The sequence below is a fragment of the Methanoculleus sp. UBA303 genome, from assembly GCA_002501655.1.
Classification (GTDB): Archaea; Halobacteriota; Methanomicrobia; order Methanomicrobiales; family Methanoculleaceae; genus Methanoculleus.
In genome coordinates this window covers 17106-38248 of record DANY01000044.1, presented here as the reverse complement: position 1 = coordinate 38248, position 21143 = coordinate 17106, and the positions used below count along the sequence as shown (strand labels likewise).

19 protein-coding genes and 1 tRNA gene are annotated in these 21143 nt (G+C 58.9%); 8 read left to right on the top strand and 12 right to left on the bottom strand.

Features of this window, described 5'->3' with window-relative positions; genetic code table 11:
- Window positions 1-232: 232 nt before the first annotated feature.
- Window positions 233-679: a DUF3887 domain-containing protein gene (locus tag BP846_RS11305; protein ID WP_292395454.1), complete on the bottom strand. Its 447-nt coding sequence runs from the start codon at window positions 677-679 to the stop codon at window positions 233-235.
- A gap of 675 nt (window positions 680-1354) precedes the next feature.
- Between BP846_RS11305 and BP846_RS11300 the strand changes: the two genes are divergently transcribed.
- The 8 genes from BP846_RS11300 to BP846_RS11265 all read left to right on the top strand — a co-directional run bounded on the left by BP846_RS11300 (window position 1355) and on the right by BP846_RS11265 (window position 10535).
- Window positions 1355-2059, top strand: coding sequence for a Fic family protein (locus BP846_RS11300; protein WP_292395452.1), 705 nt, complete (start codon window positions 1355-1357; stop codon window positions 2057-2059).
- A gap of 264 nt (window positions 2060-2323) precedes the next feature.
- Window positions 2324-3274, top strand: a complete 951-nt coding sequence (locus BP846_RS11295; protein WP_292395450.1) for a restriction endonuclease subunit S — start codon at window positions 2324-2326, stop codon at window positions 3272-3274.
- Between the two features lie 614 nt (window positions 3275-3888).
- A complete protein-coding gene (locus tag BP846_RS11290) occupies window positions 3889-5853 on the top strand; it encodes an ATP-dependent nuclease (RefSeq protein WP_292395448.1) in 1965 nt (654 codons plus the stop codon).
- A complete protein-coding gene (locus tag BP846_RS11285) occupies window positions 5843-7768 on the top strand; it encodes a UvrD-helicase domain-containing protein (RefSeq protein WP_292395446.1) in 1926 nt (641 codons plus the stop codon). The genes BP846_RS11290 and BP846_RS11285 overlap by 11 nt, the downstream gene beginning before the upstream one ends.
- A 63-nt stretch (window positions 7769-7831) precedes the next feature.
- Complete coding sequence (locus tag BP846_RS11280; RefSeq protein WP_292395445.1) at window positions 7832-9208, top strand: RNA-binding domain-containing protein; 1377 nt, start codon at window positions 7832-7834, stop codon at window positions 9206-9208.
- Entirely contained in the window at window positions 9205-9393 is a 189-nt protein-coding gene (locus BP846_RS11275) for a hypothetical protein (protein ID WP_292395443.1), read from the top strand. The genes BP846_RS11280 and BP846_RS11275 overlap by 4 nt, the downstream gene beginning before the upstream one ends.
- The gene (locus BP846_RS11270; protein ID WP_292395441.1) at window positions 9390-9911 is read left to right on the top strand and encodes a hypothetical protein; all 522 of its coding nucleotides are present in this window, start codon (window positions 9390-9392) and stop codon (window positions 9909-9911) included. Before BP846_RS11275 ends, BP846_RS11270 begins: the two co-directional genes overlap by 4 nt.
- A 240-nt stretch (window positions 9912-10151) precedes the next feature.
- Complete coding sequence (locus BP846_RS11265; protein ID WP_292395439.1) at window positions 10152-10535, top strand: PKD domain-containing protein; 384 nt, start codon at window positions 10152-10154, stop codon at window positions 10533-10535.
- A gap of 52 nt (window positions 10536-10587) precedes the next feature.
- On the opposite strand, the gene BP846_RS11260 is transcribed toward BP846_RS11265, so the two are convergent.
- From BP846_RS11260 to argH, 11 genes are all read right to left on the bottom strand, one after another.
- Window positions 10588-10672 (bottom strand) — tRNA-Leu (locus BP846_RS11260).
- A gap of 144 nt (window positions 10673-10816) precedes the next feature.
- On the bottom strand, window positions 10817-11995 hold the full coding sequence (locus BP846_RS11255; RefSeq protein ID WP_292395437.1) for a PLP-dependent aminotransferase family protein: 1179 nt from the start codon (window positions 11993-11995) through the stop codon (window positions 10817-10819).
- Window positions 11996-12041: 46 nt separating this feature from the next.
- Window positions 12042-13781, bottom strand: coding sequence for a DUF2070 family protein (locus BP846_RS11250; RefSeq protein ID WP_292395456.1), 1740 nt, complete (start codon window positions 13779-13781; stop codon window positions 12042-12044).
- An 83-nt stretch (window positions 13782-13864) separates the two neighbouring features.
- A complete protein-coding gene (locus tag BP846_RS11245) occupies window positions 13865-14755 on the bottom strand; it encodes a carbohydrate kinase family protein (RefSeq protein WP_292395435.1) in 891 nt (296 codons plus the stop codon).
- Window positions 14752-15090 carry a DUF555 domain-containing protein gene (locus tag BP846_RS11240; protein ID WP_292395434.1) on the bottom strand — a complete coding sequence of 113 codons (339 nt, stop codon included), beginning with the start codon at window positions 15088-15090 and terminating at the stop codon, window positions 14752-14754. Before BP846_RS11240 ends, BP846_RS11245 begins: the two co-directional genes overlap by 4 nt.
- 19 nt (window positions 15091-15109) lie before the next feature.
- Window positions 15110-15637 carry a nitroreductase family protein gene (locus tag BP846_RS11235; RefSeq protein WP_292395432.1) on the bottom strand — a complete coding sequence of 176 codons (528 nt, stop codon included), beginning with the start codon at window positions 15635-15637 and terminating at the stop codon, window positions 15110-15112.
- A complete protein-coding gene (locus BP846_RS11230; RefSeq protein ID WP_292395431.1) occupies window positions 15624-15980 on the bottom strand; it encodes a hypothetical protein in 357 nt (118 codons plus the stop codon). The genes BP846_RS11235 and BP846_RS11230 overlap by 14 nt, the downstream gene beginning before the upstream one ends.
- A gap of 55 nt (window positions 15981-16035) precedes the next feature.
- Window positions 16036-16338, bottom strand: coding sequence for a DUF5350 domain-containing protein (locus BP846_RS11225; protein WP_292395429.1), 303 nt, complete (start codon window positions 16336-16338; stop codon window positions 16036-16038).
- 146 nt (window positions 16339-16484) lie between these two features.
- Window positions 16485-18344, bottom strand: a complete 1860-nt coding sequence (gene gatE, locus BP846_RS11220; RefSeq protein WP_292395427.1) for a Glu-tRNA(Gln) amidotransferase subunit GatE — start codon at window positions 18342-18344, stop codon at window positions 16485-16487.
- Window positions 18344-19573, bottom strand: a complete 1230-nt coding sequence (gene gatD, locus BP846_RS11215) for a Glu-tRNA(Gln) amidotransferase subunit GatD (protein ID WP_292395426.1) — start codon at window positions 19571-19573, stop codon at window positions 18344-18346. Before gatD ends, gatE begins: the two co-directional genes overlap by 1 nt.
- A complete protein-coding gene (argH, locus tag BP846_RS11210) occupies window positions 19573-21051 on the bottom strand; it encodes an argininosuccinate lyase (RefSeq protein WP_292395423.1) in 1479 nt (492 codons plus the stop codon). Before argH ends, gatD begins: the two co-directional genes overlap by 1 nt.
- Window positions 21052-21143 lie beyond the last annotated feature (92 nt).

Here is a 21143-nt window from a genome sequence, read left to right as displayed (position 1 = left end):
TTCTCTGCTGGAGCACTACCCGAACTCCTGGCACAATAACTCACCGACTTTTCTTCGCAACTGAGTAGAGCCAGACTCTGACGTCTTCTTGTGTCTTTTTGCCTTCGGCAACGTCTCGCATGAAGCGGTCGTTCTCCTCATCGGAGCTGGTGATGGTGTACCGCTCCGGGGTTCGGATACAGCGAATTCTCCCTGATCCGGGGCCGGCCGAGAGGTCCCCGCCGGGGACGCCTCAACTGCGCAGCTTGGGGGAGTTGAACCAGAGCCCATGGAGCCGGTGCGATTCGTCGTCTTTTTTGAAGACGAACCGGAGATTCACCCCGTCATCCCGCTCAAAGGTCGCTTTATAGGTTACGGCGATGTACTCGCCGGTCTGTGTGACGACCGTGCTCTCCCGGGATTTGTAGAGCCCGATCCGGGATGTGACGTGTTCGCGGTTCTGCTCGAACGCACCCTCATCCAGGCTCTGCTTCATCTCGGGGCTGAAATCGCGGGAGTACGTCGTATAGTTATCTTCATTGAAGCCGGCAAGGAGGTTCTCGGCGATCGGGTCTGCGTAGGCAAGCACCTGCGCCGCATCATCATCGGAGATGACTGATTCCTGGTCTATGCAGCCGCATGCAGAGACCGCAAGAAGGAGCAGCAGGACGGTGAGAATTGAAATTTGAGGAAGATTCATGATACAAGGTCGGACTGGAGGGTGATTAATCTGCGGGTGGGGGCCGCCCGGGGGAAAATCCGGGGTTCGGCACCCACCCCTGGTTAATGAACACGAGCGCCGGGTGACGCCTGCCGCAGGCCGCAGGCGCTGACCCGGGCCTCGTCCCAGGCCACCCGGAGGACGATGTGGTCAGTGGGGTTGACCGAGGTATTCGTTTGCACATTTACACCCGTTTACACTTCTTTGCACCCAACTTTGCACCAGGAAAAACCTCTCTGTGCCCGCCATCCGGAGGTCGGCCGCAGATCCTCCGGAATCCGACGTATCTTTGCACCACCGCGGTTTTCACAGGCACCCAGGGGTGGGTCACCCACTCCTGCTGGCAGGCTCTCCGTTCCCGGTAAATGGTGTAAATGAGTACTCTGATCAGTATATATCTGTACATATCTCTCTAATACAACAATCCCCGTCGGGTCGGGCGTTTTTTTCATTTGCACTTTCCCCGGAATTCTGGTGCAAACGTGGTGCAAAAGTGCAAACATACGGATCATCGGGACCGCCGGATCTGCCAGACCGCAACCTGCGCCGACCAGGCCCGGGCGGCCGCCGGATCAAAGGAGAGGTTGCGCAACGGTGCGTTGCACTAATTCAATGGTCCGATAGTATTGGCGGGCCGGCGACACGTACCAGGATATGAAATCCTACGAAGGCCCACTGGTGCCGGTACTGGAAGATGTGTACTCCTTTATTTTGAGGAATACCCCTACGGTATCGCGTTTCAGACCTGCCGATCTTAAACGCCAGGATGAGCCCTTCTACCCTTCAGGCGCCGTCAGGGAAGGTCTGGTCAACGCCTTTGCCCACCGTGACTACAGTGATTTCTCCGGCGGAATCACCGCCCATATCTACCCGGATCGCCTGGAGATCTCAAATACCGGTAAGTTTCCTGAAGGCGTGACGCTTGCAAAACTCCAGAAGGGAACACTGTCCGTTCTGCGCAATCCGGACATTGCACACGTGCTGTACCTGCGCGGATATATGGAAAAGATTGGCCGGGGCAGCATATTGATCCAGAGGGCCTGCACCGAGCGCGGTCTACCTCTGCCGCAGTGGTCGGAGGACGACCGCGGCGTCACCCTGACCTTCTTTACCACGGAAGTTACCACGGAAGTCACCACGGAAGTCATGCAGATCATCGGAGTTCTCGGCGGTGAGATGTCGCGCCGGGAACTTCAGGATGTCCTCGGCCTGAGGAACGCCGAACACTTCAGGAAGGCCTACCTGCAGCCGGCAATCCGTGAAGGCCTGGTCGAGATGACCACCCCTGACAAACCGCGCAGCAGCAGGCAGCGATATCGCCTTACCTGGAGAGGGCGTGCCCTGCGGGGAGAAGGGTGACGATGATCACTGCCGGGCCGGCTCCCGGCGGTCTCCGGCCGAACCCCGGCTGGGCGAGGCTCCTGATATTCGAGCGGAGGGGGGGAAACGTGTCCGCTTTGGCGATGTCGTCGAGAACCTGAGTGAGACCGAGCGGGACCCTGCGGGGGCGGGCACCGAGCGGTTTATCGGGCTGGAACACCTCGAACCGGGTTCGCTGCACATTCGCACTGGGGCAATGTTGCGGACGGCACCACCTTCACCTGCCGCTGCCGGCCGAGGCAGGTGCTCTTCGGCAAGCGCCGGGCATACCAGCGAAAAGTTGCCGTGGCCGAGTTCGATGCGGTGGTCTCCGGTGACATTTATGTGTTTGCACCCCGGGATGACCGTCTTTTGCCGGAGCTCCTGCCGTTCATCTTCCTCTCGGAGCGGTACTTCCAGTATGCGGTCGAGACCTCAGCCGGCTCGCTCTCTCCTCGCACCCGCTGGAAACATCTTGCAAAGTTTGAGTTCGACCTCCCGCCGCTCGACCAGCAGCGCTGCATCGCGGAGGTGTTGTGGGCGGTGGATGAGGCCTATTGCGAAGCTGCAGATATGACTGAAAAATCAGCAATGTTTCGCAGATCTTACCTCCACTCTGTATTCGCTAATCCCAACGGCAATGACTGTCTCCCGATACGTGGGACAGGGTTTGTCCAACTCGGAAGGCAACGCTCCCCCAAGCATCAAACTGGGATAATGGCTAAACCGTACCTTCGCGTGGCGAACGTCTTTGATGCCTATTTTGATTATAATGATGTCCTAAAGATGGACTTTGACAAGAGAGACTTTGAGACCTATTGCCTTCAGAAGGGGGATATTCTCCTCAATGAAGGACAGAGTCGTGAACTTGTCGGAAGATGTGCAATTTTTGATGGCGCAATAGAGGATTGTTGCTTCCAAAATACGTTGATTCGCTACCGTGCTGGCGGAAAAGTGCTAACAGAATATGCTTATGCATACTTCCAGTATTGTTTCAACTTCGGCGTATTTGCTGCGGTTGCAAGCCAGACGACTTCGGTTGCTCATCTAGGTGCGGATAGGTTCGGTGCTCTATTAATGCCGGTTCCACCAAAGGAAGAGCGGGGTAAGATTGCGCATGAATATAGACGACTCTGCCAGACAGAGTTCTGCCTCATCCGGCATTTGAAGAAGATACAGGACTTTCAGAAGAATATCATTGAGAGCCTGATGTAACCTCTACTACATCTCCTCCATTTTGCATATCGTCTCAGAACACCACCATACATAGCGCGCAAACGGCAGTCCCTATTATCTAACCGCATGTTAGGCCCCCTCATAGGCGATGGTCTCACATATTCTATAGGACCATCTCATGTGAAAAAAAATCCCGTGATAGGTTGCCCATTTATAGATCTAGAATAGGCTTTAGTCTCTAATTCTTAAAAGAGCCTCGGGCGATAGAATCGCAAAAGTAATACTATGAAGGGTATAAAGAACACTTGAATGGGTCTGGCATGTAAAATAGAAGATCTTTCCTTTTCACTCAGGCGGAGGGGCAGTTTTCTAGAATTACCTGTTTTGGCTGTGCTTGGTGTGCTAATGCCGACGGGCTGGGTTGCACCTTGTTTGAGCAACCAATCCATACAACCGCACTTCGCAGAGATCCCCATCCGAAACAGAGGCGTAGAGAAAGGGCAATCAGAAAAACATCTCGAAAGTTGGATGATGCCAAGCCATCTGCAACGACTCTGGCCCTCCAAGGATCACTAGGAGGTGCAAGAAAGAATGACCTTCACTATGCTGAACAACACCGAGATAAATGACTTTCAATGCAGGTATTCGGCCGGATGCCGCAGTTGGATACCCGACTTTTCTCAAAACAGGCAGGTAACATGTATCTTTCGGAACTGAAACTTTGGAATTTCAGAAAATATGGGATTAATGGTGAGTCAATTGAGAGTTCACTACCCGGAGTAGCCATCCAGTTCCATGAAGGAATGAATGTCCTCATCGGTGAGAATGACTCAGGTAAAACGGCGATTGTTGATGCAATTCGATACACCTTAGGAACCCAGAGCAGAGAGTGGATCCACTTGGATGAATCCGACTTTCATGTAGAAGACGAACATCGGGCGGAAGAATTAAAAATCGAGTGCATTTTCCGCGGGTTTACAGATCAGGAAGCAGGGCGATTCCTAGAATGGCTTGGCAATGAGGATGTTGACGGCGTCAAGCGTTATGTCCTTAAAGTTTGTTATACCGCACGGAACAAGGGAAGCCGAATCATTACCGACTTGCGAGCGGGTCAAGATTCAGTTGGGACGCCTATAGATGGTGATGCACGATCGCTCTTGCGCACCACGTATCTTAAGCCTCTACGCGATGCCGATGTGGAGTTAACTCCAGGAAGGCGCTCACGATTTGCCCAAATCCTGAAGGCACATAAACTCTTCCAAAAAGATGGTACTAACAGGCATGATCTGGAGACCATCTTTGACGATGCAAATGCAGCCATCGAGGATTACTTTAAGCATAAAGAGGATGGTTCCGATGCCAGCGAACTGATGAAACTGCTGAATTCCTATGTTGAAGCCTTTTTCCCGCAAAACGAACTCCCTTCGCCTTCTGTCACTGTTTCCGGAAGTGATTTATTTGATATTCTTCAGCGTCTCTCTCTATCACTCGACGTAAACCCTTCCGGCCTTGGGGCGGCTAACCTCCTGTTTATGGCGACAGAGTTGTTGCTATTACAATCTGAAGAGAATGCTTGCCTGAAACTTGCCTTAATCGAGGAATTAGAAGCCCATTTACACCCACAGGCCCAACTTCGCCTGATTCACTACCTCAAGGAAAAATCCACAGCGGGCCAGTATATCCTTACCACCCACAGCACCACAACGGGATCAAGCATTCCGCTTGAGAATCTAATCCTCTGCAAGGACAGCAAAGCATTCCCGATGGGGAGTAATTACACAAATCTTGAGGCAAAGAATTACGGTTATCTCCATCGATTCTTGGACGCGACCAAGGCAAACCTCTTTTTCGCTAGGGGTGTGTTGCTCGTAGAAGGTGATGCTGAGAATTTGCTGATCCCCACTATCGCCAAGATTATTGATCGACCACTGCACCGCTACGGTGTTTCTATTGTCAACGTTGGCGGTACAGCATTCTCGCATTTCGTGGAAATTTTCCGTCGTCGGGATGACGAATTAACGGGGATCAAGGTTGCCCTCATCACTGACATGGATGTGAAACCTCTTGAGTACAATGAATTACTTAAGAAAGACCAAAAGAAAGAGCAGACCGAAAGGGAGATTGAATTAGCAAAATCAGACCGAATTCGTAGTCTTTCGCGATTTAAGAATAAAGAGATCAAAGTGTTTATCTCACCAAACTGGACTTTAGAATACGAACTTGCTCTTTCGTCGCAGTTTCGTGCTGATTTCTATCGGTCGATACTGTGGGCAGAAAAAATAGCGAACTCACAGAGTGGTGTGCCCCAAGAGAGCAAGTCCAACGAAGTCGCTAAAACAGTTCAGTCTAATTTTAATGAATGGTTAGAGGCCTGGGGTAGTGATTCTCGAAGAGATGAGAAAATTGCCTTTGAGATCTATAAAAAACAAATGCTTGACACAAAAATATCCAAGGCCATAACCGCCCAAGTCTTCGCACAGGTCTTAGATGATAAAACTGCAGTCGAGGAAGCAGTTAAATTAGTTAAGTCTGATTTGCAGGCGGCCTGCACTCTCCAATATCTTCTCGATGCTATTTATCATGTTACCGAGCCGCGGGAGGCTCCCTATGACCATTGAGATAACTGAAAGTGATATTGCCTATGCGGAGAAACTGCTGCTTCCGGCAGGGCAATCCTTCGATGGGGAGCGCAGGGCCTTCATTCGTTGCGTGGAGTCGCGCGATGTCATTGCCTGCCCGGGGAGCGGTAAAACAACTGCGTTACTTGCAAAAATTTTAATATTGGCCAAAAAAATGCCGTTTGAGGATGATCGCGGCATCTGTGTCTTAACACACACTAATGTAGCAATTGATGAAATTAAGCAACAAGCAGATCATGCAGCTGCTGATGCGTTATTTCGATACCCAAACTTTTTCGGGACGATACAGGGTTTCGTGGATCAATTTTTGGCAATGCCAGGTTATAGATCTGAATTCCAAAAGCCAATAGTTGCAATTGACAATGACCGTTTTTTCTCGGAACTTGAGAGGCTTTACTCTAAAGACTATAAACTCAGGGGTTGGATGGAACATAAAGGTGGAATAAGCACCCTCGGGAATTACTGGCTCCACCCAAAAACACTGAAGGTTGGGAAAAGTCTAGATGAACCAATAAGTAAACTTGGTGAAGATACGTCCACATATCAGAGAATAAATGGGATTCGAAAGGAAGTACTGGAGAGGGGTTTTCTCAGTTATAATGACGCATATTCTATCGCGTTAAGATATCTCAATTTTGTTCCAGCAATTCGTCAGGCATTCCAGGATCGTTTTTGCATGGTTTTCCTTGACGAGGCTCAAGATACATACGAGCATCAGTTCCGCGTATTAGACACCCTTTTTCAACCAGACAAACTTGTGCTTCAGCGCATAGGTGATCCCAATCAGGCCATTTTTGGTCCAACTACGGGGAGCAATATGGTCTGGTCGCCGAAATCCCCGCTCCACTTCTCGGATACCCAACGCTACGGCGATACCATTTCGAGAATATTAAGTTCGGTACGACTTCAGGACGATATTTCTCTAAGAGCTTGCCAATCACGGAATTCTTATCCACCACAGATCATCGCTTTTTTACCCGGAGAGGAGCACCAAGTAATTCGTGCTTTTGTCGAACTGATCCATTCATTTGAGTTATCTGAAGACACGTATTATGCAATCGGATGGGTAGGGAAGGATAATACCGCTAAAGAAAAATTGTGCATTCCAACATACTTTCCTCAATTCACTGGGTTTCAGAAATCATCCAGCAAGCAATTTTCTAACCTGATCTCTTATACCGCGTACGCAATCCAAATAGCGAAGCTGGAATGCGTGAAATGTTTTTCTGAGATCATTCTACAAGGCATCGCTCACGCTCTTAATGATGCAGGGATTAAAACAGAAGAATCCAACCGGTCTTATACCTCACATACTGTTAAGATCCACTGGAAATGCCAGGATGAAGAGGGCTATAATGAGTTCCGTTCACAAATCGCATGCAGTTATCTCCAGGCTCTCGGCTCACACCTTGATGCTATCGAATTCAGAGACTCTATCAAAGCAGCTTTGACATCCATATGGCCAATAAATGGGGAAAAAGCGACTTTCCTGATCTGTGACATGATCGACTTCGCAAACCAACCTGATACAAAAGAACCGATCAACCAGTTCATCTCAGATAGCGGAATTATAGTAAATGTCGGAACAGTTCACTCTGTTAAAGGCGAAACTCATGCTGCAACGCTATACTTAGAAACAGATTACTACGGGCAAACAGATGCAAAGCGATTGATTAACTTCCTGAAGGGCAAACGAAATCCGAGCGAATTAGGGAAGGAACGTCACAAAGAGAACCTTAAAATTGCTCACGTTGCCTTTAGTCGTCCAAAGTACCTATTAGCCTTCGCATGCCAGACATCAAGTGTTGCTGGACACAAAAAAGAATTGAAGGATAATGGATGGGAGATTCGTTCTGTACCAGGATTGATTATGGGTAGAGAGGAGATAGCATGACCCTCACCCTGATCCGGCAACGAAGAGCCAGACCAGTCTCTCTCTCCGCAACGAGGCACCCCCATGATCCCTGATACCTTCCAGACACTACTCGCCGCTGGCGAAGACAGCCGCCGCCAGTTCAAGCGCGACGTCACCAATGCCGATGCCCTTGCTGCAGAGATGGCGGCATTTGCCAACGCCGAAGGGGGTGTGCTCTTTCTTGGTGTGGCAGATGACGGTTCTATACCGGGTCTGTCGCGCATGGATGTGAGCAGGATCAATCAGCTCATCAGCAATGCGGCCTCTCAGCACGTGAAGAGCCCGTTGACGGTGCGGACAGAGAACATCCAGGTGGAGGAGGACCGCATCGTCATTGTACTCACCGTTCCAAAGGGGCAGGATAAGCCATACTTTGATAAGAACGGTGTGATCTGGCTCAAAAACGGGGCGGACAAACGGCGGGTGAACTCCAGGGAAGAACTCCGCCGCCTCTTCCAGAGCGTCGATATCTTCCATGCCGACGAGCTGCCGACCAAAGCAGGCGTCGACAAACTGGACAGGCTGCGCTTCCGGGATTTCCTGCGGGATACCTATAACCAGCCCTACCCGGATTCACCAGAAGAAATGATAACACTTCTGCGGAACATGAATCTGGCTACGGATGACGGCATGCTGAACCTGGCCGGGGTGCTCCTTTTTGCTGAGAAGCCCGAGTGGATCAAACCGCAGTTCATCATCAAGGCCATCCGCTATCCCAGCAATGCCATCCACGTAAGCGAATATCTTGACACCGAGGATTTCTCCGGGATACTCCCTGAGGTTTTCGAAGGCGCCATGGCCTTTATCATGCGCAATCTGCGGAAGGTCCAGGGGGGTAAAGGGGTCAATGCACCGGGGGTCCCGGAGATCCCGCTGGTGGTCTTTGAGGAGCTCCTGGTCAATGCTCTGGTGCACCGGGATTATCTGATCAGTGCACCTATCCGGCTGTTCATCTTCGATAATCGTATCGAGATCATCAGCCCCGGCCACCTCCCGAACAACCTGACGGTGGCAAAGATCCGGGCTGGCAACTCGAATATCAGGAATCCGATCCTTGCATCGTACGTCGCAAAAGGGCTGTTGCCATACCGCGGCCTCGGCTCCGGCATCAAGCGGGCGCTCGAAGACTGGCCTGAGATCGACTTCACCGACGATCGAGAGGGGTGCCTCTTCACCGCGACAATTCACCGAAAGGAGGAGAAAAGTTCGGAGAAAAGTTCGGAGAAGAGTTCGGAGAAAAGTTCGGAGAAAATCCTTGCATTCCTGAAGGCCGAACCCGATCTGGCGGCAAGAGTAATCGCAGAAAGGCTCGGAATCACCCAGAGGGCGGTCGAAAAGCAGATCGCCAACCTGCGTAGAGACGGCCGGCTCCGCCGCATCGGCCCTGCCCGGGGCGGCCGCTGGGAGGTGCTGGAATGACCTTCACCGAATCCAGCACCGTCGAGCAGCTGATCCTCGATGCCGTCATCCAGAAGCGGCGGGCCGACCGGCTGACCGTGCGGGAAGCCCCTCCCGGCTGGGCTACATCCCCGGGCGACGACATCCCCCAGCCAGTTAGAACTACGTGCCCCCTGCGGAAGTCCCGCGCCGCTGGGGCGACGTGACGGTGAAAGCGTGGCTGCGGGAAGCCCTCGTCCGCCTGAATCCCGAGATCGCTGCCGGGCCCGACCGGGCCGACGAGGCCTACCGGGAGATCACCGGCTCCTTGAATGAGCAGGACCGCGACGACCTCGCCAGACGGGCAGCGAAGATGGCAGTGCTCGTGAAGACCCCCGGGCGGGTCCGCGCCGTGGTGAACCACATCGTCGAACACTACCGGACCCGGGTGGAACCGAACGGCTTCAAGGCCCGGGTGGTGACCTTCGACCGCGAGTGCTGCGTCCTCTACAAGCGGGTGATGGACGAGTTGATCGATCCTGAAGCAAGCGCTATCGTGATGATCAGCCAATCCAGCGACCCGCCCAGATGGAAAGTCCACGCCCGCGATAAAGACGCCGAGGAGAGACTGCTCGACCGCCTCCGCAAGCACGCAAACAATCTGACATTCATTGAACCGGACGAGCGACTGGAGAAGGTCAGAGAACGACACGACAGGGATTCATCTCCAGCCTGGAGTTCCTGAAAGCGATTCTTGAGGTGGCAAGGGGTGTCGTCGAGGCCGAGCGGAAGGTCGACCCGGAAGAGGCATCTCCTCTTCGCCCGCCGCCGCCCACGGAGAACAGCACCCCGGGGAGGACCGCGAGCCTTCCCGGCCCCCTCACAGGTACCCCATCTCAACAAAACCCCGCCCGCCAGGGCCGCTTCCACGACAACAATCCGCCGCACAGGAAATTTATTATACTAATTTTATAGAGGCGGTGGCATGTCACCATCATACCGGGAAGCAACAATAAATTCCGTAGATGCAAATCCCACGGCCGGCGGAAGTACGGGCGGTGGCCGTGACGAGAGCGGCAATCCGTACTTCTATCCGGGCGTGTCGGTAAGCATCGGGTACTGGTTCGACAACGAAGGAGTCCCTTCCTCGAACTGGGATACGATCTTTACGGCGAAGTTGTTCATCAACGGTTCGCTGGTCGACACGAAACAGGTGCTTGCGGGTGGGGGTCCGCAGACATATTCGTTCTTTACGCACACGTTCCCGGAGCCGGGAACGTATGCAGTGGAGGTCCGCGGCAAGAACACGAAGTCGCTTACGGTTACGATCAAGAATCCTCCGGTAGAACCGAAGCGGGCAGCACGGTAATGCGTGGCAGGATGTTAATTTTTTTCGATTACCTGTAATCCCGCATCCAGAATGCGAGGGATGGGATTCGAACCCACGGACCCCTGCGGGAGTGGATCTTAAGTCCACCGCCTTTGGCCGGGCTTGGCTACCCTCGCGCAAGAAGAGTACCTGAGTACCCATTACTATTATCAACGAAACGTATTAAGCCCGACGCCCCTCACGCCGTGCACCCGCAGGGCACAGGGTGCCCCGTCCGGGGCCACCGCCGCCCGGGAGGCCGAACCGGGGCAGCCTGCCCCTCACGCCAGCCTCCGCACCACCCGGGCCAGCCGGTGCATCCCCTCCTCGATCTCCTCCTCGCCCGCCGCCGAGAAGTTCAGGCGGATCGTATCCTCCCCGCCGCCGCCCACGTAGAACGGCACCCCGGGGAGGACCGCGACGCCCTCAGAGACGCCCTCGCGGAAGACGTCCATCGACGAGACGCCGTCCGGCAGCGTCGCCGTCATGAACATCCCTCCCTCGGGGGTGGTGTGAGTCATCCCCGGCGGCATCAGGTCGTCAAGGAGGTCGCAGATCAGGCGGCACTGCCGCCCGTAGACCGCAGAGACCCGGGCGACATGTGCGTCGAGATCGTGGGTCGCAAGGTAGCGGTGCAGGATCACCTGGCAGAGGAAGTTCGAGTGGAGGTCGGCAGCCTGCTTTGCGACGTTGAACTCCCGGAGGACCTCCTCAGGCGCGTATATCCAGCCTATCCGCATCCCCGGAGCGACGATCTTAGAGAATGATCCCGACATGACCGTCTGGTCAGGGAGGTATCGCTTCACCGGCAGCCGCGGCTTCCCGTCGAAGAAGAGTTCCCCGAAGGCATCGTCCTCGTAGAAGACCGTATCCGTCCCCTCAAGGATCTCCGCGACGCCCCGCCGCTTCCCTTCCGAATACGTCCTCCCCGAGGGGTTCTGCGAGTTCGGGATACCGTAGAAGAACTTTGGTGCGCGCTCCCGGACGAGCGACGCAAAAGCCGCGAGGTCCGGCCCGTCCTCCTCGAGCGGGACCGTATGGAAGACCGGCTCGTAGAGGGAGAAGGCCTCGATCGCGCCGAGGTAGCCGGGCCGCTCCATACCGACAGCGTCCCCGGGGTCGAGGAAGATCTTTGCGATGAGATCGAGGCACTGCTGCGAGCCGTTCACGATCTGGATCTCCTCAGGGGTTGCCGGGAGGCCGAGCCGCCTTTTGTAGCGGTCAGCGATGAACTCACGGAGCGGCAGGTAGCCGTCCGTCGTCGTGTACTGAAGCGCCGTCGGCCCGTCTTCAGAAAAAACCTCGCGTGCCGCGTCCCGGATACCCTCGACGTCGATATAGGTCGAGCCCGGCAGGCCTCCTGCAAACGATATCACCCCGGGAACCGCCGAGACCCTGAAGAGCTCCTCGAGGAACGATTCCGGGACCCGCCCCATCCGACCAGCGAACCGGTAGTTCATGATGAATGTTGGGCGTCTCGAAAGAAAAATCCCGGGTATTCCCGGTCTATTGCAGCAGGATATACGCAAAGACCGAGATCAGGAACGCGAGCACGAGGATCATGAAACTGATCGGGGCGATGAACGCGAGCATAGCGTTGACGGTGCTTGCAAGTTGCGAGACCCGTTGCGACCCGAAGACGACGATCCCCTCGCACGAGGCCGTTGCCGCCCCCACCCGGGCCGGGGCTATGTCGGCGACCGCCTCCCGGACCGCCTGCTCCACGTACGGGACTATCTCCTCCGCCTGCACGGCGTAGCCGACCGGGTTCTTGCCGCTGACCGTGTTCACCGTATGCGTATCGGTGGTCATGATCTCCCCTTCGTCCACGTGGCCGAGCACCACCGCGAGCAGGCGCTCCCGGACGCCCGGGGCCATGTTGTTCCCGTCCACGAGGACGTAGGCTGCCCGCTCACCCCCGACCTCCGTCGCCAGCACCTGCACCCCGAGCGACCCGAACCCCTGCTCGCGGGTGAACGGGACCCGGACGTGTGAGACCCCGATCGCGAGCGGCTCGAACGGCAGATCCTGCGCGACCCGGAACCCCTCGCGTGCGGCGGCGATGTACTCCGTCGCAATCAGCGTCGCCGGGAGGACCGGGGAGCCCACCAGGGTCATGCAGTTGTGGGCGTCCACGAAGGCGACCTCCGAGAAGCCGCACCTTCCTTCGCCCATGATCGCCATCCCGATCGAGTAATCGAGGTCCTCCGTGCGTTCCGGGGACCGGGTGCTCACCATCAGGAGGGCGTCCCCGAACCGCTGGCAGAGGATCGAGACCGATCCCGACGCGACCCGGACCGGGCGGCTCGCCGTGCCGGAGAAGGTCAGCCCCTTCCGGGACGCCTCCACGGCGCGGCCGATCTTTGCAATCTCGCTCTCCGAGACCAGGTTGAAGTCGTGGGTGGCGCACCCGTGGGCGACCAGCGTCTCCTCGGGGAACGTGTCGTGGAGGATCCGGGGGAGGTTGCCGCCGCCGACGTCGCCCATCGGGCCGGGGTGGACGTTCGGGACCGTGAAGAGAGCGTCCTTCCCCGTGTCGCGGGAGAAGAAGAGCGAGACCTGCGGGACGTAGACCTCCTCGCCGATCTCGCGGAAGAAGTCCTCCATCTTCTTTGAACCGTCGGTCAGGTGAGCGATGAAGGTGTTGAGGAAATTGAGCCCGCTGATATGGAACGCCCGCTTCAGCGGCCGCTCGATCAGCCAGATCAGGGAGACGAAACCCAGCCCGAAGACCGCCTGGAGGAGGAGGGCGTAGGGGACGAACCCGGGCGTGAAGAACCAGGCACCGACCGCTATCCCGGCCGCGCTCTGGAGGAACGCGGGGAGGACCATCCGGGTGATCCGGTAATCGGCCACGGCAACGAGGACCAGCAGCCGGAGGCCGAAGACCAGGCCAAGAGCGCCCGCATAGAGCGTAGGAAAGAGCGCCCGGCCGAAGACCAGCATCGGCGAGAGGCTCAGGATCACCGTAAGAACCGTACAGGTCAGGGCGAGAAGAGCCGACCGGTTGTGGGTGATCTGCCGGCCAAAGACCTCCACCAGCGGCACGGTCAGCAGGAAGGCGACCAGTGCCGGGACCGAAAACCCGAGGGTGCCGACCAGGAAGAACTCATTGCCGGCCCGGTATGCAGCCCCATCGATGAGGAGCCCGAGCACGATGACGATCGCAAGCGACCGTGGCCAGGAAGGGGCGGAGAAGATGTACCGGGTGAGCCGTTCGACACGCACGTCGGGGCCGGACTCCATCAGGCGCCCCCGGATGCCGCTCTTGGGCCGGGGGTAGAAGCCGGCACCTTCCCGCCGGCGATCAGCGCTATGCACCCCATAATTCAGATAATTATTTCGCCGGGTTCACCAAAGACCTTCCGGTACCGCGTAAGCATCCGGTCCCAGTCCGGGAGGTTCGTCTGGGTGCCCGTCCGTTCGACGACGAAGGACGATACCACCGCTCCGGCACGACAGCAGTCGAGCGGGGCATAGCCCTTCCTGAACGCGGTGAGGAAACCGGCCCGGTAACCGTCACCGGCACCGGTCGGGTCGACGGCATCCACCCTGACGGCCGGGACGTGGTGCTCCTCGCCGTCCATGCAGAGGACGCTCCCCTCCGCCCCGCGGGTCGTGACGACCATGGGGACCGAGGCGACGAGCGCCGGGCGCTCGAGCCCCAGCATATCGCACATCCGGTCCATCTCGTGGTTGTTCGAGAAGAGGATATCGATGTTCGCAAGGATGATCTCAAGCTGGTCGGCGGTGTAGCAGAGGAGGTCCTGGCCCGGGTCGAAGGAGGCGAACCTGCTCTTCTGGGCTACCCGGACGTTGAAGTCGGGGTCGGCCGTCGCCATGTGGACGAAGTCAAGGGCGGGGGCCTCCTCCCGGGAGAAAGAGGCGGACGCGCCCCACTCGAAGAAGGTCTCCTGGTCGCCGGCGTCGTCCGTGAAGACGTACGCGGTCGCGGTGCGGGCATCCCCGATAACAGAAAAGTCGCGCTCGACCCTGAGCTCCTCGAGCCAGCGGTCATAGTCGCTCCCCGGGAAGTCACCGCCGACCGAGGAGACCAGCCGGCACCGCTCCCCGAGCATCGCAATCCCGGCCGCGATGTTTGCCGCCCCGCCGCCGAAGTAGACCTGATGGTCAACGATATAGGTCGAGTTGTGCCGCCCGGGAAGTTTCGGCACCCGGAAGAGGTGGTCGATAGCGGTATGCCCGACGACGGCGATCATATCTCCTGCACGTCCTGAACCTTCAGCGGAACGTCGCGCAGCGCCTTCCCGACGACTGACTTCGCTATCCGTGTCGCATGTTCGGCGGACTCCGCACGGAAGACCTTCATCTGGAGCACGAGCCCGACGAGGGCGGTATTGGCGACCACGAGAGCGGTGTTCAGTTCACCCTCACAGTAGGGGCAGGCGATCATCCCCGCCTCGATCTCCACAAACTTTGCTGAAGGGTTGAGCCGTTTTCCCGCCTCGCTGATCGCGATGCTCACGGCATCATCCATGGACTTGACGTCTTTAATTATCCACGCTGATTCGAGCGTAACCAGATAGTCCGGCATAATTTCTCCAATTAATAGCCTACCAGTTCTCGCGATGCGCGTGCTCTTCCACCGGCATCCGCTCTACGGGTTTGAGCGGCGGCGTCCCCCTGCCGACCGCGAGGAGCGCGACGGGACGGATGTGCTCCGGGAGGTGAAGAATCTCGCGTATATCGTTCTCGTTGAATGCCCCGGTCCAGCACGAGTGGAGGTTCCGGGCGTGTGCGGCGAGCATCATATAGGTGCAGGCGATGGTGGCGTCCTCGAGCGCGTAAAGGATCCCCCGCTCCCCGTAGTGCGACATGGACCGGATGTAGTTCGCGCAGACCACAAAAACCGCCGGTGCTTCCCGGATATGCACCTGTTCAAGGGCCGCGAGCGCAAGTTCTATCCTCGCGTCCTCGTCGGTGACGATGACGACGTCCCAGGCCTCACGGTTGCCGGCGCTCGGTGCCGTACTCGCACAGACAAGGATATAGTCAATATCCTCCGGGTCGAGCGGCTCCCCGGAGTAATCCCGGACCGACGACCGTGCTTTCAAGAAGCGGAGGAGATCAGATGAGTTCATGCTCTTTGAGTGTATCCCATGCTGCCTGGGCTGCGGTCGTGACGGCGCTGACAGCCCTCGCCATCCGCTCCGCCGCAGCACCCAGTTCCATGCTCTCAGTCAGACTGATCGCCTCGTTGAGGTGATCGATGGCCTTCTTAAACTCACGAAGTTCCGTATCGCCATAAGCAAACTCAAGTTCTGAGCGGATAGACTGGAGCACCATCACAAGCATCCGCTTTCCGCCGGGCTTCTCCTGGAGCGGAAACTGGATCAGGGCTGTCGTCAGTTGTGACCCGACAATCAGTTCGGATTTCGCCCGTTCGGCAAACTGATATGTCCTGATGGCGGTTTTGAGATCCATACCACATACTGGAACTCGCTAGTATAAAAAGTATTGAAAAGAAGAGAGGGACGGCTTATCTCGATTTCTGCTTGGTCCCGAGAGCCGACACCTTGGAGCGCCGGATGCTCCGGCGTACCCGCACGTCCATCGTGGGGGCGCCTCCTCTGCCGCGCCCGCCACGCCCGCCGCGCCCGCCGCGCCGGCCACCGCGGGAGTCCTGCCCTTCTCTGCTCGCCCGCTTGAGGATATCCGCCGCGGGCTTGAACCGCTGGTTCGGGCCGGGTTTCTTCACTTCGCCTTCACTTGCAGGGACGAGCCGTATCTGCCCCTTCACGCCCTTAACCTGGGCCCACTGGACACTTCCTGTCTTTCCCATAGATAAAACTCCTTTATATTTATGAGCGGACTCGCTGATAAAAGTAACCCGGAACCCGGCCGCGGCGGCCGGGATGGCCGACCGGTACGGCGGCCATAAGGCGGCGCTCCTGATACCCGGTGGCCATTGGCAGGTCGTGCCGCACGTCAGGAGAGCAGGTGCTTGAGCTCGCGCCGGAGGCTCTCGCTGACGACCTTGCCGTCCACACTCCCCCGGAGTTCCTGCATGACGATCCCCATCAGGGGGCCGAGCGCGCCCATGCCCTTTTCGCGGGCGAACTCCTCCCGCTCGGCCACGATACGACGCACGATCGATTCCACGTCCGCCTGCGAGACGGCGGGCGCCATCTTCCCGATGGCTGTATCCACCCGCTCCCGGGGCGTCCCGGCGACGGCGCCGACGGTCCGCGCGAGTTCGGTGAGGAGGTCCGGGATAGCCTCCTTTGCGGCCCGGCCCGCCTCCACGGCGGAGAGGAGGGCGAGGATCTCATCCTCGCTCACCTGGCCGACGGCAACACCCCCGCGGGCGAGCTCCCGGCAGGTGGCAAGGAGCGTCCGGGCGGCGATGGTGGGGCGGACACCGGCGGCGACGGCCTTCTCGAACGTCGGCAGCCGCTCGGAGAACGCCACCTGCCGTGCCAGCGCCTCGTCGAGGCCGAACTCCCTGACGAACCTCTCCGCCCGGTCAGTGAGGAGTTCGGGCACCGCAATGCTCTCCCAGAGCGCCTCGCTGATATCGAGCGGGAAGACGTCGGTCTCGGGGTACATCCGGGCGGCTCCCGGGAGGGGGCGCATGTAGGCAGAACTCCCTTCCTCGAGCATCTTCCGGGTCTCCTCGGGCACGCCGGAGAGCGCCATCTCCGCACGGATCATCACCTGCTCGGCCGCACAGCCGGCGCGCTCCCGGCCCGCCGCCACGATGACGACGCAGTCCTCTTCGCGAGCGCCGACGAACTCCCGGAGGCGCGCCACCTCCTCCGCGGTGACACCGTAGGCGGGGAGTTCGTCGGTGTGGAAGATCCCGCCGACGCCGCACTTCTTCGCGTAGTCCGACATCTCGCTTCCAAGACGCCGCCCGGGCTGGATCTCCCGCCCGACGAGCCCCGCAAACCCCGAGAGCCGGATCGCGAGGACGGACTTTGCCTTCTTCAGGATAGAGGACGCCGTCCCGGAGAAGAGCGCGGTGACGTCGACGACGGTGTGGTCGACCCTGGCGCCGCGTTCCCGGAGCTCATCACGGATGGCGAGGAGAGCGACCTGCCGCTCGACCTCGCGCCGGACCACCTCGGCGATGAGGTCGAGTTCCTGGACGCCCTTGATCTCTACCCGGGCACCGCCGCGGATGGAGACGTTGATGTCCTGCCGGATCGTCCCGAGGCCTCGTTTCACCCTGCCGGTGGACCGGAGCACCATACCGATGTGGGCGGCGACCTCCTGAACGGCCTCGGGAGTGTGCATGCAGGGGGCGGTGGTGATCTCGACGAGCGGGATCCCCAGGCGGTCGAGGGAGAAGGTCTCGTCCTCCACCCGCTGCGCCGCCTCCTCTTCGAGGCATATCGTCTCGATCCGGCAACCGTCCGGGAGGGCGCCGGAGAGCGCCACGAGCGCTGTCCGCTGGAACCCGCTGGTGTTCGAGCCGTCGATGACGAGTTTTCGCATCGTATGCACCTGCTCGGCCGGGGTCATGCCGAGCATCTTTGCTATCGTGAGGCAGACCTCGAGCGCCTCGGGATTCATCGGGGTCGGGGGCTCCTCGTCGTGCTCCACCAGGCAGACCGTGTCATAGGTGTAGTAGCAGAACTTCCGGACGAGTTTCATCTCCTCCTCTGCCGCCCGGTCGATCTCCCCGAGTTCGCTCTCCGTCGCCCGGAGGTAGCGGTAAAACTCCCCGGTCCGCTCAGCCGTGTCACGAAGAAGAGTGGGGCACCGGCAGAAGAGTTTCTCGGCCGTGTCGAGTTGCTGGTGGATCTCGATCCCGGCTTTCAGCCCGAGTTCAGTATAATCCATCAGATCGACCTCCGCCGGATCTCGCCCGCAAGGTCGGTCTGCATGAGCACGCCCGCCCGTTCGGTGTCCCGCTCATTCCCAAGCACCCACATCAGTTTCACGAGCGCCACCTCAGGGAGCATATCCTCGCCCTCGACCACGCCGATCGAGAGGAGGTCTCTCCCCGTGTTGTAGACCCGGTCGCAGACCCGGCCGTGCAGGCACTGCGATGTCATGACGACGGTCGTCCCGTCCTCGATCATCTCCCGGAGTTTTGGGATCCACTCCGTCGCCACGTGCCCGAGCCCCGTCCCCGAGAGGACAAGACCCGCGTAGCCCTCGAAGGCGTCGAGGATACTGGAAGGCATACCGGGGTAGAAGTGGAGGAGGCCGCAGCGCTCCTCGAGCGCATCACGGAGTTCCGGCTCCCCCGTTCCCCGCCGCACCGCCTCGTCAGAGAGGGTGACGGAGAGCGAGGGGTAGTCGACGTGGCCGAGCGGGGCCATCCCCATGCTCTGGAAGGCGTCGCGCCGGGAGGTGTGCATCTTCCGGACCCTCGTCGCCCGGTGGATGGCGCACCGGTCGTCGTTCGTCGTCGCGTGCATCACCACCGCCACCTCGCCGAGGTCGCCGGCGGCGACGGCAGCGCTGCAGAGAGTGTTCATGGCGTTGTCCGAGCTCGGGCGGTCGGCAGACCGCTGCGACCCGACAAAGATGACCGGCACCGGGGTTTTGAGCATGAACCTGACCGCTGCGGCGGAGGAGGCCATCGTATCGGTGCCGTGCGTGACGATCACGCCGGACGTACCGTGCCGGATCTCAGCGTAGGCCGCCCGGGCGAGTTCCTGCCAGAGTGCCGGACGCATATTCTCGGAGAGAATGCTTGCTATCTGGCGGTCGCGGTAGCGAGCGATGCTCCCGAGTTCCGGGATCGCCCGCAGGATATCGCTTGCCGAGAACTGGCTCGTCACTGCCCCGGTCCGGTAGTCCACCCTGCTTGCTATTGTCCCGCCGGTGGATACGATAGAGAGTTCCGGGAGGTCGGGGTTCTGGACGACGACGCCTGCACCTGCCGGCGACTGCGGGGCCGCTCGTTCGGCGAGCTCGACCTTCTCCGGGGACGTCCCGATGTTGTAGCCGTTGTCCAGCTTGATGACGGCCATCCCATCCCGTTCGGTGATGTAGGTGCCGGTGAGCGCAGTCCCGCCGTTGGCGTATCGCACCCGATCTCCGGCCTGAAGTATCTCCATTATACTGCCAGCCTCCGTGATTCCAATATAAGATCTTCAAACGCGCACAAAAGCGCTGCTTCCGTCTCCTCCGCCCATGCCACGTCCCGGGCGAGGAGTTCTTTCTGCTCGGCGAGTTGCGCCGCAACCGCTGCGGGTGCCGGGCCGCCAACGATGCTCCGCACGGCGACGGCATGACGCGGGTCGAGGACCTCGTCTATCCGCTCCTGGGTCACGCCCAGTTCCACGACCGAGAGCTCGGCTGCTTCCCGGGCGGCGCCTTCGAGCGTCGCGAGGTCGAGCGAACCGTGCCGCACCGCCCGCCCGACGATACGGTGGGCGGTGCGGAAGGGAAGCCCGTAGTCCCGAACGAGAACGTCGGCGAGTTCTGTCGCGGTGGCAAAGCCCCTGCCCGCCTCGGCAGCCATCCGCTCTGTGGTGAAGGTCGCAGAACCGATCATGCCGGCGAGGAGCGGGATGCTCTGCCGGGCCGCCTCCATGCCCCGCCAGAGGTGCACTGTCAGCTCCTGGAGGTCGCGGTTGTAACTCATGGGGAGCCCTTTCGTGATCGTGACGGCTGCAGTGAGCTCCCCGGCGACCGATCCGGCCTTTGCCCGCATAATCTCGGCGACGTCCGGGTTCTTCTTCTGGGGCATTATCGAGGAGGAGGAGCAGTAGGCGTCGTCCAGCTGGACGAACCCGAAGAACGCGGTGCTCCAGAGGACCAGTTCCTCGCAGAGCCGACTGACTGTCGTCATGCAGACGGCGGCGTCGGAGAGCACTTCAAGCGCGAAGTCCCGGGCGGCGACCGCATCCATGCTGTTTGCCGCCGGGCGGGCGAACCCGAGGAGCCGGGCGGTGTAGTCACGGTCGAGCGGGAAGCCGGTCGAGGCGAACGCCGCCGAACCCAGCGGCGATACGTCCACCCGGGCATACGCATCCCGGAGCCGGGCCGTATCCCGGGAGAAGGCCTGCTCGTAGGCGAGGAGGTAGTGGGCCAGCGTCGTGGGCTGGGCGTGCTGCAGGTGGGTGAAGCCCGGCATCACCGTCCCGGTGTGCCTGCTGGCGACGTCGAGGAGGGTCGTCCTGAGACCGGTGAGCGATCGCACGAGGCCGATGATCTCCTCTTTGAGCCGTATTCTGATGCAGGTCGCGACCTCGTCGTTCCGGGACCGGCCCATGTGGAGGCGGCCGCCGAAGTCTTCGCCGACGCGGTCGATGAGGTAGGCCTCCTTTCCGGCATGGATATCCTCGAACCGCTCGTCGAACGCCTCCTCCGGGAGGCCGTGGTCGTGGAGGTCGAGGAGCGCCGCCATCAGCGCCCGTGCCGGAGCTTCGTCGATGATCTCCTGCCGCCGAAGGCCGAGGAGGTGCGCCATATCCACGAGGAGGTCCGCCTCCGCTATCCAGCGGTCGGCGTCCATCGAGGCAAGAAAATGCTCGATATCGCCCGAACGATCCCCGGAGAGACGGCCCTGCCGAATCTGATCCGAACGCATTCTATCAACAGTCCTGTCTGTACCGTTTGGCCCGGGAAGAGATTAAAACCACGCACGGATGGGATGGGTGCTCTGGATGTTCTCCGGTTCAC

Bases quoted from the DNA above. Each gene is read 5' to 3' on its own strand.
- BP846_RS11290 (WP_292395448.1), top strand. From the start codon at position 3,889: ATGCCGCAGTTGGATACCCGACTTTTCTCAAAACAGGCAGGTAACATG.
- BP846_RS11230 (WP_292395431.1), bottom strand. From the start codon at position 15,980: ATGGATCTCAAAACCGCCATCAGGACATATCAGTTTGCCGAACGGGCG.
- gatE (WP_292395427.1), bottom strand. From the start codon at position 18,344: ATGGATTATACTGAACTCGGGCTGAAAGCCGGGATCGAGATCCACCAG.
- BP846_RS11285 (WP_292395446.1), top strand. From the start codon at position 5,843: ATGACCATTGAGATAACTGAAAGTGATATTGCCTATGCGGAGAAACTG.
- BP846_RS11300 (WP_292395452.1), top strand. From the start codon at position 1,355: ATGAAATCCTACGAAGGCCCACTGGTGCCGGTACTGGAAGATGTGTAC.
- BP846_RS11265 (WP_292395439.1), top strand. From the start codon at position 10,152: ATGTCACCATCATACCGGGAAGCAACAATAAATTCCGTAGATGCAAAT.
- BP846_RS11245 (WP_292395435.1), bottom strand. From the start codon at position 14,755: ATGATCGCCGTCGTCGGGCATACCGCTATCGACCACCTCTTCCGGGTG.
- BP846_RS11255 (WP_292395437.1), bottom strand. From the start codon at position 11,995: ATGAACTACCGGTTCGCTGGTCGGATGGGGCGGGTCCCGGAATCGTTC.
- BP846_RS11250 (WP_292395456.1), bottom strand. From the start codon at position 13,781: ATGGAGTCCGGCCCCGACGTGCGTGTCGAACGGCTCACCCGGTACATC.
- BP846_RS11275 (WP_292395443.1), top strand. From the start codon at position 9,205: ATGACCTTCACCGAATCCAGCACCGTCGAGCAGCTGATCCTCGATGCC.
- BP846_RS11235 (WP_292395432.1), bottom strand. From the start codon at position 15,637: ATGAACTCATCTGATCTCCTCCGCTTCTTGAAAGCACGGTCGTCGGTC.
- BP846_RS11240 (WP_292395434.1), bottom strand. From the start codon at position 15,090: ATGCCGGACTATCTGGTTACGCTCGAATCAGCGTGGATAATTAAAGAC.
- BP846_RS11305 (WP_292395454.1), bottom strand. From the start codon at position 679: ATGAATCTTCCTCAAATTTCAATTCTCACCGTCCTGCTGCTCCTTCTT.
- BP846_RS11280 (WP_292395445.1), top strand. From the start codon at position 7,832: ATGATCCCTGATACCTTCCAGACACTACTCGCCGCTGGCGAAGACAGC.
- argH (WP_292395423.1), bottom strand. From the start codon at position 21,051: ATGCGTTCGGATCAGATTCGGCAGGGCCGTCTCTCCGGGGATCGTTCG.
- gatD (WP_292395426.1), bottom strand. From the start codon at position 19,573: ATGGAGATACTTCAGGCCGGAGATCGGGTGCGATACGCCAACGGCGGG.
- BP846_RS11225 (WP_292395429.1), bottom strand. From the start codon at position 16,338: ATGGGAAAGACAGGAAGTGTCCAGTGGGCCCAGGTTAAGGGCGTGAAG.